Source organism: Bacillus alkalicellulosilyticus (assembly GCF_002019795.1).
GTDB lineage: Bacteria > Bacillota > Bacilli > Bacillales > Bacillaceae_F > Bacillus_AO > Bacillus_AO alkalicellulosilyticum.
Map to the genome: position 1 here is coordinate 4,330,913 of NZ_KV917381.1, position 13,437 is coordinate 4,344,349.

The 13,437-nt window shown below is 36.6% G+C and carries 17 protein-coding genes; 5 read left to right on the plus strand and 12 right to left on the minus strand.

Annotation, left to right across the window (positions count from 1 at the left end; translation table 11 throughout):
• Positions 1-215 precede the first annotated feature (215 nt).
• The 3 genes from BK585_RS21690 to BK585_RS21700 are packed head-to-tail and all read left to right on the plus strand — an operon-like array spanning position 216 to position 2,017.
• Positions 216-713: an RNA polymerase sigma factor gene (locus BK585_RS21690; RefSeq protein WP_078556226.1), complete on the plus strand. Its 498-nt coding sequence runs from the start codon at positions 216-218 to the stop codon at positions 711-713.
• The gene (locus BK585_RS21695; protein WP_245805886.1) at positions 706-1,278 is read left to right on the plus strand and encodes a hypothetical protein; all 573 of its coding nucleotides are present in this window, start codon (positions 706-708) and stop codon (positions 1,276-1,278) included. The genes BK585_RS21690 and BK585_RS21695 overlap by 8 nt, the downstream gene beginning before the upstream one ends.
• Positions 1,279-1,282: 4 nt before the next feature.
• Positions 1,283-2,017, plus strand: coding sequence for a YfjL-like protein (locus BK585_RS21700; RefSeq protein WP_078556228.1), 735 nt, complete (start codon positions 1,283-1,285; stop codon positions 2,015-2,017).
• A gap of 298 nt (positions 2,018-2,315) precedes the next feature.
• Here BK585_RS21700 and BK585_RS24695 read toward each other — a convergent pair whose 3' ends face one another.
• The 9 genes from BK585_RS24695 to BK585_RS21745 form a co-directional block, all read right to left on the minus strand.
• Positions 2,316-2,618 (minus strand): MerR family transcriptional regulator, encoded by a 303-nt coding sequence (locus BK585_RS24695; RefSeq protein WP_419095577.1) that lies wholly within the window; start codon positions 2,616-2,618, stop codon positions 2,316-2,318.
• 136 nt (positions 2,619-2,754) lie between these two features.
• A complete protein-coding gene (locus BK585_RS21710; protein ID WP_078556231.1) occupies positions 2,755-3,486 on the minus strand; it encodes an exonuclease domain-containing protein in 732 nt (243 codons plus the stop codon).
• The gene (locus BK585_RS21715) at positions 3,477-4,454 is read right to left on the minus strand and encodes a DUF294 nucleotidyltransferase-like domain-containing protein (RefSeq protein ID WP_078556233.1); all 978 of its coding nucleotides are present in this window, start codon (positions 4,452-4,454) and stop codon (positions 3,477-3,479) included. Before BK585_RS21715 ends, BK585_RS21710 begins: the two co-directional genes overlap by 10 nt.
• Positions 4,455-4,497: 43 nt before the next feature.
• Entirely contained in the window at positions 4,498-5,757 is a 1,260-nt protein-coding gene (locus BK585_RS21720; RefSeq protein ID WP_078556235.1) for an ammonium transporter, read from the minus strand.
• Positions 5,758-6,029: 272 nt separating this feature from the next.
• Positions 6,030-6,713, minus strand: a complete 684-nt coding sequence (locus BK585_RS21725) for a uracil-DNA glycosylase (RefSeq protein ID WP_078556237.1) — start codon at positions 6,711-6,713, stop codon at positions 6,030-6,032.
• Positions 6,714-6,738: 25 nt separating this feature from the next.
• On the minus strand, positions 6,739-7,434 hold the full coding sequence (locus BK585_RS21730) for an endonuclease/exonuclease/phosphatase family protein (protein ID WP_078556239.1): 696 nt from the start codon (positions 7,432-7,434) through the stop codon (positions 6,739-6,741).
• A 6-nt stretch (positions 7,435-7,440) separates the two neighbouring features.
• Positions 7,441-7,941, minus strand: coding sequence for a hypothetical protein (locus BK585_RS21735; protein WP_078556241.1), 501 nt, complete (start codon positions 7,939-7,941; stop codon positions 7,441-7,443).
• Between the two features lie 131 nt (positions 7,942-8,072).
• Positions 8,073-8,759, minus strand: coding sequence for a Na-translocating system protein MpsC family protein (locus BK585_RS21740; RefSeq protein ID WP_078556243.1), 687 nt, complete (start codon positions 8,757-8,759; stop codon positions 8,073-8,075).
• A 201-nt stretch (positions 8,760-8,960) separates the two neighbouring features.
• A complete protein-coding gene (locus tag BK585_RS21745; RefSeq protein WP_078556245.1) occupies positions 8,961-9,860 on the minus strand; it encodes an SDR family oxidoreductase in 900 nt (299 codons plus the stop codon).
• Between the two features lie 152 nt (positions 9,861-10,012).
• Here BK585_RS21745 and BK585_RS21750 point away from each other — a divergent pair, with 152 nt between their 5' ends.
• The gene (locus tag BK585_RS21750; RefSeq protein ID WP_078556247.1) at positions 10,013-10,360 is read left to right on the plus strand and encodes a YojF family protein; all 348 of its coding nucleotides are present in this window, start codon (positions 10,013-10,015) and stop codon (positions 10,358-10,360) included.
• Between the two features lie 14 nt (positions 10,361-10,374).
• The gene (gene bshB2 / locus BK585_RS21755; RefSeq protein WP_078556248.1) at positions 10,375-11,043 is read left to right on the plus strand and encodes a bacillithiol biosynthesis deacetylase BshB2; all 669 of its coding nucleotides are present in this window, start codon (positions 10,375-10,377) and stop codon (positions 11,041-11,043) included.
• A gap of 232 nt (positions 11,044-11,275) precedes the next feature.
• Here the strand turns inward: bshB2 and BK585_RS21760 are convergent, their stop codons facing one another.
• The 3 genes from BK585_RS21760 to BK585_RS21770 form a co-directional block, all read right to left on the minus strand.
• The gene (locus tag BK585_RS21760; RefSeq protein ID WP_078556250.1) at positions 11,276-11,839 is read right to left on the minus strand and encodes a hypothetical protein; all 564 of its coding nucleotides are present in this window, start codon (positions 11,837-11,839) and stop codon (positions 11,276-11,278) included.
• 567 nt (positions 11,840-12,406) lie between these two features.
• Positions 12,407-12,946 (minus strand): LOG family protein, encoded by a 540-nt coding sequence (locus BK585_RS21765; protein ID WP_078556252.1) that lies wholly within the window; start codon positions 12,944-12,946, stop codon positions 12,407-12,409.
• 73 nt (positions 12,947-13,019) lie between these two features.
• Positions 13,020-13,331, minus strand: coding sequence for a DUF5634 family protein (locus BK585_RS21770; RefSeq protein ID WP_078556254.1), 312 nt, complete (start codon positions 13,329-13,331; stop codon positions 13,020-13,022).
• Between the last annotated feature and the right edge of the window lie 106 nt (positions 13,332-13,437).

Sequence of the window (13,437 nt, forward strand, 5' to 3'; positions counted from 1 at the left end):
CACCCTCTTTATCTTTTCTCGGTTAAAAGTATACCACACCCGTGATTCTTATGCTTTTTCATCATCTACAAGGTAAAGAAGGAGAGATGAACAGCTTTAGAGAAATGAGCTAAAAAGAAAATAAAATTATTTTTAAAAATAGATGTAACAAAGTGAGTTCTGAAGGTACTAACCTTATAAGAAAGTCGACTATCTAATAAAAAAGGGAGAGGAAAATGAACATAGAGGAACTTTATAAAGAGATTCAGCCCCGAATTTATGCGTTTTTCTTTGTAAAAACCTCTAATAAAGAAATGGCTGAAGATTTAACTCAAGAAGTTTTTTACGAAGCGTTAAAAGGCGTGAATTCCTTTTCGGGTCAAGCAACAATTCAAACCTGGCTATTTTCAATCGCAAAAAATAGGCTAAAGAAGTATTACCGTACGAAAAAGTATAAAGAAACTCTTTTTGAAAAGGTCATAAAAGAAAGTCAAACTTCACAAACGACGACACCCGAGGAGGACATCTTACAAAAAGAAGAGCACATAACACTTCATTCACAAATTGCACACTTAGATGAAATTTCTAAAGAAATCGTTATTTTACGAGTGTATGGCGAATTATCCTTTAAAGAAATTGGTGTGTTACTAAATAAAAGTGAGAACTATGCAAGAGTGACCTTTCATCGCGCTAAGCTGAAAATCCAAAAAGAAATGGAGGGATATTATGGATAAGCAAATGCGTGCCATCATTGAGGATTTAATGCCTCTATATCAGGAAGGACTCCTTAGTGAAGACACGACAAAGTGGGTAGAGGAACAAGCGGATCAACATGAGGAAGTTCACAAACTTATTCATGAGTCAACGTTACCTTTGCCAAAAGAGGACATCCAACCAAATGGTCAAGTCGAGGAAATGATGAAATCAATAAAAAGAAAGCTAGCTTTGTTTCAAATTCTATTCATGGGAATCTCTTTCTTTCTAGCGATTCAGACCTCTATGCTAAATGAAAACTTTGGGTTTATTCTCTGGTATGGCGTATTAGGCATGGTCACATACCTGTTTTACAAAGATCCGAAAATGGTATTTTACATTTCGTTTCTCCCAATTTTATTTTGGTCGATCTCGATAAATATAAGTGATTATCGTGCGAGTCACATGTTGCCGGATCTCACCTTCTTTTCATTTATCTCTCAAACCATTTTGGGGTCTATGTTAGTAGCTTCTATTCATTATGCATTTGCTGTTGTTGGTAATCTAATAGCCTATATACTATTGAAACTAAAAGAAAGAGGGTAAGCGTATGAGTAAAAAGAAAATGGTTTATAGCATAATATTGCTTTTTCTAGTTGGTAGTATTTTGTTTATATACAATGAATTTAACGGCAATCCGCTAAGTAAATGGTACGCCAAAAGAACTGTCGACAATTATCTTGCAGAACATTACGAGGATAAAACATTCCGTATTGATGAAGGCTTTTATGACTTTAAGTTTAAAGAATATGCGTTTGATGTTATTGAGATCGGAAGCACTTCTGAAACATCGAACACACCTGAGACTTATTACTTTACCGTTAGAGGTTGGTTTAAGCCAACCGTGATGATAGATGGAATTTACACGGAAAATTTAGATTATGAAGCAATGGAAAGACTTAGCCAAGAAGCAGCCTCTGACATCCAATCTATTCTTTTAGAAAATAATGTTTCTTCTGTTCACTCTGTTGATGTCCAATTGGAAATTTTAAAAGGAGAATATTCTTCTGAGCAACCGTGGTCAAAGCAGATGGAGTTAGAAAAACCGTTTTCAATGCACATGTTCTTAGATGTTACGAATCGTGAGAAGGAACAATTCTATGAAGACGTTAAATCGATTCAAACGATCTTAAACAAAGAGGGTTATCTATATGACTCTGTAACGATTAACGGAAACATTATCGAAGGAAACCGCAAAGATGAAAGCGGATATGTAAAATACTACGTTTCATTTACACCAGAGACAGAAATAGAAATGGAGAGCATTAAAGAATTTTCGGAATAAGCTAAGTAAGTAGGACTGTTATTGCTTAGAGGCCGGAACAAAAGTGATATACCCTTTTGTTCCGGCCTCTTTTCGTCCTGTTTTTATGTTTTCTCTCCACACTATCTATACTAGTATAACATTCTACGAGTGCACTGTAAAAGTTCGGTTTTATACTTTTACAGTGCACTCGATGCAATGTGCGTAACCGTTGCTTTTTTTATAAGCCTGCTACGAGTGGAGCCATTGCAACCATAATCATAGTCATTGTAAAAGTTCGGTTTTATACTTTTACAGTGCCATCCATTCTATCTTTATTTTAGTCTCGCTCCGTTAATCGTTGTTTTATTTTCATTCTCGCAATTTCAACTAGCTCTTCCCACTCTTCGGAATATACGGCTTCCTCAGGTTCAGAAGGCAAGGAATTGTCATTTGTCTTTCTTGAATCGAACACAGCCTTAATACCTGCTATATTGACGCCTTTATCGATAAGTGACTTTATCTCTAAAAAGCAATCAATATCATTAAGAGAAAACAAACGTTGATTGCCGTCATTTCTTGCTGGTTTAATTAACCCCTGTTCTTCATAATAGCGAATTTGTCTTGCTGTTAAATTCGTCATTTCCTTTACTACACTTATTGGGAATAGGGCGATATGGCGAGGAACGTCTCTTCTCAAATTACCCTCCCTCCTTTTCGCATCGTTCTTTATAGCTTCTTTAATCAAATGATGAAAACTATTTTTGCTGTACCTACATTTACTTCATTTTGGCAAGAGCACTATATACATCACTCAAGTGCTTAAAACCCATTTCTTTAATAAGTTTCACATTCTCGCTCCAAAGCTTAGCAGTCATGATGGCATCAGCTAGTGCATGATGACGTGTTGTTATTTCTATTCCATGATGGTGACAGCAATCTTCTAACGTCACAAGTTCAGCCTCTGGAGAAACTATTTTTGTTAAAAATGACGTATCTACTATTCGATGCTGAAAGCTCGTTCTTGTAACCGCCCATGTCGCATGCTGCATGAAGTTTTTTTCATGTCTAGCATGGTGAGCTACTAACGTATCTCTGTTTATAAACTTATAAAAGCTCTCTAGGACTTCTTGTAAAGGAGGTGCTTCAACTAACTGGTCTTTGCTAATACCAGTTAGTTGTTCAATTTCTGGTGAGGGGGCCTCCTCACTATGCACTAACGAATAAAATTCATCTTCTAGTATTTCAAGGCCATTCATTTTAACAGCTCCAATGGATAAAATACGGTCGCCCTTATCAGGGTAAAAACCTGTAGTTTCCAAATCAAATACAACAACTTGCAATTGTTCAAGAGGAATTTCTAACACATCCTCTCGTTTTAGCTCTCGTTGAAGTTGGCGTAAAAAAGCGACTTGTGATGCACTGTTTTGCTGTTGAACAGATGTATATACATTTGGACTAAGCTTTCCAGAAAGTTGCTTCATGAATTGGACCATTTGATTCATGACCATGTTGAACACCCTTTTTCAATCCATCTTTTCGTTTCGTTATAAAGACGTTTGCCCCCCCTAATAAACCTTTTAAGCTGTTCTTTTTCATTATGGGTTAGCTTTTCTAGCTGAATATAATGAACAGAGTCATAATCCCTCACATCTTGTTGGACTTTTAACCTGAAAGATAATAGTTCACTAAACTCTGTTTCAAATTCTTTAATCTTGTTGTATTTCTCAGGTAGCTGTTGCATTCGAGTTATGGTTGATGCATCTTCAATTCCCTCTTTTAAAGCTAACAATCGCATGGAATTCACATATGGAAAAAGAACAGCATGTTTAAATTGAAGACTCCCTGCACGTTCCCCAAACTGTTCAGGCAATAGCTGTCCGAAGATACCAATCGCTTTTTTGCGATGTTCTACATTTTCTAAAAACCGAATAAGGAGTTGAGGATTTTCTTGAATCTCAGAAAATACTATCTTTTTCAGTTGTGATAATAACTCTTTTTTTCCATAAATAACTCTTGAATCAATAAATGTTATGACATGGCGAAGCGTTTCCCATTTTTCTTGCTCTAACCAGTTTCTCAATTGTTGTTCCCAATCATGAATTGAGTTACACCATTTAGAGTTGTTGGCCATTACCATGCCATCACAGCGTTCATATCCTGTTATTGCAAAGCCCGTGGAGAGCTCTTCACCTACTCTTAAAAAATAGTCTTTTTTATCAGGTTCACTAGTATTTTCATAGATAATGCCATGGTCTTGATCACTCCAAATCGCTTGTTCAAAACGAGCTGCACTACCCATCATAAAGAAAGCAAAGTGAGCAGGGGGTTCTCCCCACTCACTTTTCACTTTTTCTAAAGCTATCTGTACAACCTTTTGAATGAGGTCATCATGAAATAGATTCAGCTTATAATGGTCAGTTGAATTACTTTTCATCTGTTCTTGACGCCACTGCTTAAGCTTTTCGTATGTGTCCATAATGACCCTCCATTCGTAAGGTATATTCTTTTCTAGTGAGACATTAAGAAGATTTTTGAGAAGGCATACTCTCTGGGTAGCCGTAGCTGCCATGCTCACTCATATCTAGACCAATAATCTCTTCTTCTTCCGTAACACGAATTCCTTTCATTACGGCTTTCATTGCTAATAAAATGATGAATGAAATCACGAATGCGTAAAGACCGGATGAAACAACCCCAATCGTTTGAACTCCTAATTGTCCTAGTCCGCCACCATAGAATAGTCCAGCTGCTCCACCATTCATTTCAGCTAATTCTGGCGTAGCAAAGAATCCTGTTGAAATCGTTCCCCATACCCCTGCAACACCATGAACAGATAATGCGAAGATTGGGTCATCAATTCTAGCTCTATCAAAGAATTTCATACTGAAGAATACAATTAATCCACCAATTAATCCGATGACTACCGCTGCCCAAGGAGCTACGAATGCACAAGATGCTGTGATAGCAACAAGACCTGCAAGTGCACCATTTAACATAGTTGGAACATCTGATTTACCGGTTACTGCCCATGCAATTAATAGAGCTGCTACTGCACCAGCAGCTGCTGCAAGTTGTGTGTTTAATGCTACATAACCAAAGAATGCATCGTCAACACCTAATGTACTACCTGCGTTAAATCCAAACCAACCTACCCATAGAATGAGAACACCTAAAGCTGTATATACTTGGTTGTGACCTGCTAAGTCGTTAGCAGAACCATCTTTATTGTATTTCCCAATACGTGGTTTTAGAATAATTGTTGCTGCTAAAGCTGCCATTGCACCTGTTAAGTGAACTACTGTTGAACCAGCAAAATCTTGTTTTCCTAATCCTCCTAACCAGCCATCACCCCAAATCCAGTGTGCAACTACTGGATAAACGAAAGCTGAGAATAAAACGGCGAATACGATGTAAGCTGAAAGTTTTGCCCGTTCAGCAAAACCACCAAACGCAATCGTTAAAGCAATTGCTGCGAATGCTAGTTGGAAGAAGAAATCAATCGATCCAGCTAACCCATCAATAACTGTTGTAAAATCTCCAAAGAAGAAGTCCGTCGTTCCAAAAAGTCCATTTGATTCTCCATAAATAAATCCATACCCTACTGCCCAGAAAACGAGTGAAGCTATACCTACAGTAAAGATTGTTTTACCAGCGATATGACCAGCATTTTTCATTCTAGTCGAACCCGCTTCTAGTAAGATAAAGCCCCCTTGCATTAAAAGAACAAGCACTGCACAAACCATAATCCAAACGTTATTCATTAAATAAATTGGATCCATTTTTACCTCTCCCCTCAATATATCGTGTTAGTGTTAACTTAACTAACATTTAATGTTACCCTTATTATACACGGCTCAATTTATCAATCTACGATATTGTTAGAAGATCTGACACGGTATTTAAAAAACCTCACGAAACCTTATTGTATAGCTGTTTTTATAATGTTTGATTTATCTAAGTATTAGGTAATCAAGTAAACTTTTAAATAAACGGGATAGATTTACCCGATACGTAGTTACCACTCTCTATAATAAAAAGGGAAGTATCTAGTTCATCCTAGACACTTCCCTTTTTTTAAACGCCAATCTATTGGTGGTTCACCTTGACTGGTAAGTATTGAATTAATTGTGGAAAAAGGCTTACTCCCAAAAAAGCCTGTTCTTGCTGACAAAGGACTTGGATGGGAAGCTTTTAGTATTGTGTGATGTTTTCCTGTAAGCAATGTTTCCTTCATTTGAGCATGACGTCCCCATAACAGAAAAATAACTGGTTTTTCTCTCGCGTTTAACGCTGTAATCACCGCATCTGTGAATGTTTCCCACCCTAGTTTTTTATGAGAGTTTGCATGACCTTGCCTAACCGTTAAAACGGTATTTAGCAATAATACCCCTTGTTTTGCCCAAGGAATCAAGCACCCTTGTGTCGGTGCTTCCATTTGTAAGTCGTTCTTAAGCTCTTTGAAGATATTTTGTAAGGATGGCGGGATTTTTACTCCTGGTTTCACCGAGAAACTTAAACCCTGAGCTTGCTCAGGTCCATGATAGGGGTCTTGTCCTACGATAACTACTTTAACATCGTCAAAAGGAGTTAGTTCAAACGCATAAAAAATGTCTGATTTTGGAGGAAAAACTACTTCGTCTTCATACTCTTGATCAATTGTTCTCATTAATGTTAAATAATACGCTTTGTTGCATTCATTCTTTAAGATTTGATTCCACTGCTCCGGTAAGTTCATCGTTCTCACTTCCACTTCGATAACTTTACAATTCTATTGTCGCAAGAAAGGGTAAATGATCGGAAATGCGACTGTCAACCACATGTGAGTCAACAACTTTTATCACAGGACTTAGAAGAATATAATCGAGCCCAATAAAAGGAAAACTCGAGTGAAAGGTATGCTCTGGTTTCTTGCCATGAAACAAAGCGGCATCTGTAAAGCTTTGACACAACTGTCTATAAAATCTTGAATCTCTTGTTTGATTAAAATCACCCATTACAACAATTGGGAGTTCTGAATTATTAATTCTTTCTATTACCCTTTTTCTGTGCTTCCTTTGTAACCAAGGCAATAAACTAAAATGTGTAATAATGACCTTAATCGCTTTTGTATGAACGATAAGGTCAGCTTCAAGAATCGATCGGTTTTCAAACCATCTAGAGGTGATAAGATGATTAATCGGCTTTTTAATTGGATATTTGGATAGCAGAACATTTCCGTATTTATTTGAAATTGCTGGAGCAAAAAACGAATGTAAGTTAAGATGTTGCGCTAACCAATTGACTTGGTCTGTATAGTAACTTCTCTTTGAATAGTGACAATCAACTTCATTTAACCCAACAATCGATGCATTTGTTTTTGTAATAAGGTCGGCAACACGCTCAATTTTAACGTTTCCATCAAGCCCTTTGCCATGACGGATATTACAAGTTAAGATGTTAAGTTGAATGAAAACCAACTCCTTTTATTTGCTAGAATGCCTTAAGGAGAGTATTTGGTTTATTGTCCTCTTAATATACTGTATTTGTAGCTGGATATGATGAAATTCTTCTCGGTCAAAAGAAGGTTGTTCCTCAAGTGTCGGATAGATATTTTTCATTTTTTCTAAAATATCATCTAAGGAATATAAAATTTCACAGAGACTCTCGACAATCGCTCTTCCTACCACGATGATTTCATGATACTCATTAGTCCAAGACAGTGAATATTCATTCTTAGTTCTTTCATTTCTTTGTTCAATGGTTCTTAGCCTTTTACTATATATCCTAAGCTCATTGTACTCCCTAATAATTCCCTTTACTAAAAACGTGGTTGACGTATTGGTATCAGCAATGGTCTTTAATCGGCAAAGCAAATCCTCTAATTCGGTGGTACAGCCTTCTGATAATTTAGCTATTAAGGATAAGCTATTCACATATTCTAATATTGTGAGGTTGTCCTGAAAAAATTTCTCGTATGTACTCATCATAACCCCTCCAAGAATTTCTTTACTTGCCTTCTACCTTCTCCTTTCTTTATACCCTTTCTGCGCGTTAATTACTAGCCTTGTTTTTCCAAATGGCATATATTTATCAAAAACCACCTTATAATTAAGTGTTATTCGTTGTTTATAAAGAAAAATATAAATGTAACTACATCTTTTTCATAATTAAAATTAAGAAAGATATCAGCAATTTCTCGATTGCAGCTTTCTTCTAACATCCGTTTATGCTTTTGAATTTCTCCTCGCACATTACACTCACGGTCATAAAGCAAATGTTCTAACCCTTTGTCAACCATTGTTCGGTCAAACGGCAAAAGAAATCCTTTTTGTTGTAGAAGTGAAATAGAATCGTTTACCTGTACCCATTCTTCTTCCAAAGGACGGTTAAATTCTTTACTACTAATAGCTCTTACTTCATCGATGAAATTTAGAGGAATCAGAGATATGATTTTGTTACGTTTCCAATCATTTGTTTTTACTAGAATGCAGCCCGTATCCTGAAAATAATTCCAATCATCTAACACCGCGTCTACTTTATCTAAGGAATTCTCCTCACACCATTTTTTGATTTCAGAAGATATTTCTAGCATACTAATTTCTCGTAGTTCTTTTACAAACTTTGGCCCCTTTTGAACAAGTACCGTTTTTTCAATATGGGTTAAATACCCTTCAAATCGAAGGACAAAACCAAAACTAGTTTGTTGTAAATCAACCCGCTCTGGTGTTTTCCCTAACCTCACCTCATATAGCTCGTTTACATATTCCTTTAGGATTTCTAACGGTTCACACACTGCCATCATCTACTAATAACCCCCTACATAAAAAAACCTAGCTTCTTTGTAAAGAAGCTAGGCCACGGATAGACTTTCTATCTATCGTCTCACTAACATTATATGTTTTCTATCATTATTTATTTTTTAACTCATTTGTCGAAATATTGCCTTCCTTGACAGTATTTCTACTTTAGTTTATCACAAAATTAGCTATTTATCTATTCCTTTTTAGCCACCTACAATACGACCGCCATTTACATGTAGCACTTGTCCCGTTACATACGATGAGTCTACTGAAGCTAAATAAACATACGTTGGTGCTAATTCAAAAGGTTGCCCTGGTCTTTTCATAGGGACATCCGTTCCAAACGTTTCTACTTCTTCTGCTGGAAAGCTTGACGGAATCAACGGTGTCCAAATCGGTCCAGGCGCAACTGCATTTACTCTAATATTGTCTTTGGCAAGAGATAAGGCCAATGACCTTGTAAACGTTACAATGGCTCCTCTTGTACATGAGTAGTCAATAAGTTTCTCGTGCCCTTGGTACGCTGTCACCGATGTCGTATTAATAATCGCACTACCCGATTTTAAATAGGGTAAGGCTGCTTTTGTTACATAAAAATAAGCTGTTACATTTGTTCTAAAGGTGTGTTCCCATTGCTCATCTGAAATATCTAGTAGGCTTTCTTGTACATACTGAACAGCATGATTGTTGATGAGGATATCTATTTTCCCGTACGCATTTATCGTCTGAGCTACCGTTTCTTTAGCAAAAGTAGAGTCCCCTAAGTCACCCTGGAGAAGCAAACATGACCTTCCTAGTTGTTCAACTCTCTCTTTCGTTTCTTGTGCGTCTTCGTGTTCGTTGTAGTAAACAATCGCTACATCTGCACCTTCTTTGGCAAAAGCAATTGTCACCGCTCGACCAATGCCACTATCTCCCCCAGTAATTAAGGCTACTTTCCCATGCAATTTTCCTGCATGCTGATAATAAAGGTTTTCAGCAATTGGTCGTGGGACCATGACATACTCAAGCCCTGGGTGGACCTGCTGATGTTGCGGCGGGAATACTAACGGCTGATTCGTACATGTTTGACGATAATCATAGTAAGGATAAACAGGATACATATACGTGCCTCCTTTTCTTTTCTTCTATGATGTTATGCGGCTTAGGAGATTCACATGAGTTTCTCCCTAATATTGAAGCCATTTTTGATGCAACCTAGACTAGAGTTTAGTATGATTACCATAGAGGTCGATAAAGGAAGGGGTTACAGTGAGTGGAAATTATTCGCAAAGAAACTGTACAATCTTGGTTAGAAAAGCATACGTCTACAGAACTTTATTTACATTTAGAAACAACAAACGGCGCCTATACTGCCTATCGTAATGGAACAACCGCCTCTGCTGGTGTCTTTATTCGCAACGGTTTGGTTACATATGAAATCGGAAAAATAACAGGGGCAGGGCCGTACCGTGTTGGTCTAAAGATACCGCTCGGTTGGGTATATGCTGATGGTGTCACTCATTTTGAAATTGATCAACAAAATCGCTTATTGTTGGCGGGCTTAGATGAGAACGGAAAATTAGCTGTCGCTCTTCAGTTAAGCGACTCACCATTTGAATAGAGGAGCGCGTGTATATGGAAAAGCATGTTCTAGTTATTTTGCCACATCCTGATGATGAGTCATTTTCTTCGGCAGGTACAATATTAAAACATAAACAGAACGGAACCCCAGTGACTTATGTTTGTATGACACTCGGAGAAATGGGACGTAACTTTGGCAATCCGCCAATTGCAACAAGAGAATCCTTGCCTTCCATCCGAAAAAAAGAAATGGAAGAGGCTGCTCAAATATTACAAATTGACGACTTACGTTTTCTTGGACTTCATGATAAAACAATTGAGTTTGAAGATTTTGATAAGGTAGCGTCCTCGATTAAAGAAATCCTTGTTGAATTGAAACCTTCACTAGTCATTACTTTTTATCCTGGCTATGCTATTCACCCTGACCATGATGCATGCGGTGAAATCGTGATGAAGGCTGTTTCATTATTGCCTAAAAAAGAACGTCCAGTTGTTCATGCTATAGCGATTACCAATAACAGTGTAGCGGATTTAGGGAAACCAGATATTGTTTATGAAATAAGTGAATTCATTAACCAAAAGTTGTTAGCCTTAAAAGCTCATACGACTCAAATGCAAGAAGTTGCTGCAGTAGCAGAACAAAAGTTAAAAGAAGGACTTGAAACCGAAGAATGGATTCGTTATGAACGCTTTTGGATTTATGACGTAGATAAAAACAAATAAAATTAACCTCACACGAGAGGGTGGTACAACAGGGTTTAAGAGTGCACTGTAAAAGTTAAAAATCGAACTTTTTTAATAACGAGTTCGCTTCAGGGAGAGAAAAGTTAAAATAGTAAGCTGATTTTTGGTAATTTAGCGAACATTTTAACAGCAAATTCGGTCAAAAAAAGAATGAAATTATCATTAATATTGCACATAAAAACGCTTGGTACAGTCCAAGCGTTTTTATCATCTACTTTTTCATCCTTTTTCTTATTAAAATGGTAAATAATGAAAGAATAAAAATTATTGCTACTAGAACAATTATGGTCAGCGAATTACTTTCTTCATTATTTGTATCACCTTCATCTTCTACCTGAACTTCTTCAAGAATATCGCTCGGCTCATTCTCATTTGCGATTACGTTACTTAAAGGAATCGCTTCTTTATCAGAAAGATATTTATCTGCTGCATCAATGTTGCTCGTTGTTGGAGAACACAGCGAAAGGACCCAATTATCTCCATTTTCATTAAGGAAATATAAGTAACTAGAGTTTAGTTCACTTTCTCCCCAAGTAAAATCTTCTTCTACTTCGATAATCTTTTTATCTACACCTTTAAAGCTCTTATCTACTTTAATTGTGAGCATTTTTATTCCGTTATTTTCTTTTATTTTTTGTACTGTTCCAATAATAACAGCGTCATATTCATTGTAGGCAACATCTGGTGGAGAAGGCTCTACACAAGACAAAGCATAGCTTTGTTTAGGTATTAAAAATACACAAATTATAAATATAGTAATCATTATTTTTTTCATATGAACCCCCATATATATATAAATTCACTACTTTTGTTAAATACAGATTTCTGTAACTTATAAGTTCATTTCAACATAACATTTCCAATTCCTTCTAAAAAAAAAAAAACAGATCGCTTGAGATTAACCGAACTACCTTAAATAAATGATTTCATTCAAAGAAAACTGTTTCTCTGTTAATCCCAATCGCTGAGCAGGGGTTTCAAAGCTTCCATTATTGGTTTTACGTTCTAAGAATAGTCAGAGATAACTGGGCATACTTTGGGTTGAAATTCGAGTAAATATAACTCTTGCCATCACCACGAACTGTCGCCAAAGGGCTTCCCAAAATAGAAAGACACTGCCTTGGTTTCATATCTTTCTAGAAACACTAATTATACCTTTAATTGTCAAAAACATTTATATATCAATGAAAAAAGAGAAGCTAATTCTTATGCGAATTGCCTCTCTAATAATAATAATAATAATATGATATTTAATGTTTTCTCTCCATCAACCGAACCTATTACTTTTTCAGTGCACTCTTTTTACGCTTTTGTACCACCCTCTTGATGTAATAATTTGTTGTTAAACACTTTTTAATAAACGAATGAGTTCATCTGGTTTATCTGATACAACTATCGTGTTTCTTATCTCTTCAAGGAGAAAACCTTCCGTGACCATATGGTCGAATAAGTCTAATAAGGGGTTATAATAGCCATCTGTATTTAGGAATCCTAATGGTTTGCTATGTTGCCCGATTGCACTCCACGTAAGAACTTCTGCAAGTTCTTCTAAAGTTCCAATCCCCCCAGGTAGAGCAATAAAAGCATCTGACAACTCATACATTGTTGCTTTCCTCTCATGCATTGAGTCAACAATACGGAGGTCCGTAATGTGATGATGAGCTACTTCTTGCTTTATGAGAATTTTAGGGATGACTCCTATTACTTCTCCGCCTTTTTCCATTACAGCATCTGACACTGTTCCCATTAAACCTGAACTAGATCCGCCGTACACTAAACGGATATTATCCTTTGCCAACTCCAAACCTAATTGTCTTGCATCTTTTATGTAATGACTGTTTACACCTTCTCGGGACCCACAAAAAACTCCAATTGTCTTCAAGATGATACCCCCATGGTTTTTATAACTAAGTAAGGTACATTCGGCAAAAGGTTCTCTCTTTCCTGCACACTATTTAATGCTCAAACCCACTTTCTAACTTTTTCATAGCTTCCTCAAACGAAGATATGCCATGAATCTCACTATCATTCAGTTCTATCGTCCACTCCTGCTTTTTGGGTTGTAACAACCCTTCTCCATTCTTTTCATAAGGTGTATGAATCATATACATTTCATCATCTTTTCGTAAAGTATAACCAATGTAATATTCATTACCTTCACCTTGTTCTTCAAAAATCCCAATTTCCTCTAATTCATACGTATTCAAAATCATATCTAATTTATTGCTCATACTTCCGATAATTGCTTCTCTACTTTCATATGTCATGACTTTTTCCTCCTTTTTCGATTCCCCCTTACTTTGCCTCATATATGCACTTACCATTCGTTAATAAAAACGGTGAAGCCGTTCTTTTATTAATTGCGATGAGCGA

Excerpts from the sequence above, each read along its gene's own strand:
- BK585_RS21690 (WP_078556226.1), top strand. The coding sequence starts at position 216 with ATGAACATAGAGGAACTTTATAAAGAGATTCAGCCCCGAATTTATGCG.
- BK585_RS21695 (WP_245805886.1), top strand. The coding sequence starts at position 706 with ATGGATAAGCAAATGCGTGCCATCATTGAGGATTTAATGCCTCTATAT.
- BK585_RS21700 (WP_078556228.1), top strand. The coding sequence starts at position 1,283 with ATGAGTAAAAAGAAAATGGTTTATAGCATAATATTGCTTTTTCTAGTT.
- BK585_RS24695 (WP_419095577.1), bottom strand. The coding sequence starts at position 2,618 with ATGACGAATTTAACAGCAAGACAAATTCGCTATTATGAAGAACAGGGG.
- BK585_RS21710 (WP_078556231.1), bottom strand. The coding sequence starts at position 3,486 with ATGGTCATGAATCAAATGGTCCAATTCATGAAGCAACTTTCTGGAAAG.
- BK585_RS21715 (WP_078556233.1), bottom strand. The coding sequence starts at position 4,454 with ATGGACACATACGAAAAGCTTAAGCAGTGGCGTCAAGAACAGATGAAA.
- BK585_RS21720 (WP_078556235.1), bottom strand. The coding sequence starts at position 5,757 with ATGGATCCAATTTATTTAATGAATAACGTTTGGATTATGGTTTGTGCA.
- BK585_RS21725 (WP_078556237.1), bottom strand. The coding sequence starts at position 6,713 with ATGAACTTACCGGAGCAGTGGAATCAAATCTTAAAGAATGAATGCAAC.
- BK585_RS21735 (WP_078556241.1), bottom strand. The coding sequence starts at position 7,941 with ATGAGTACATACGAGAAATTTTTTCAGGACAACCTCACAATATTAGAA.
- BK585_RS21740 (WP_078556243.1), bottom strand. The coding sequence starts at position 8,759 with ATGATGGCAGTGTGTGAACCGTTAGAAATCCTAAAGGAATATGTAAAC.
- BK585_RS21745 (WP_078556245.1), bottom strand. The coding sequence starts at position 9,860 with ATGTATCCTGTTTATCCTTACTATGATTATCGTCAAACATGTACGAAT.
- bshB2 (WP_078556248.1), top strand. The coding sequence starts at position 10,375 with ATGGAAAAGCATGTTCTAGTTATTTTGCCACATCCTGATGATGAGTCA.
- BK585_RS21760 (WP_078556250.1), bottom strand. The coding sequence starts at position 11,839 with ATGAAAAAAATAATGATTACTATATTTATAATTTGTGTATTTTTAATA.
- BK585_RS21770 (WP_078556254.1), bottom strand. The coding sequence starts at position 13,331 with ATGACATATGAAAGTAGAGAAGCAATTATCGGAAGTATGAGCAATAAA.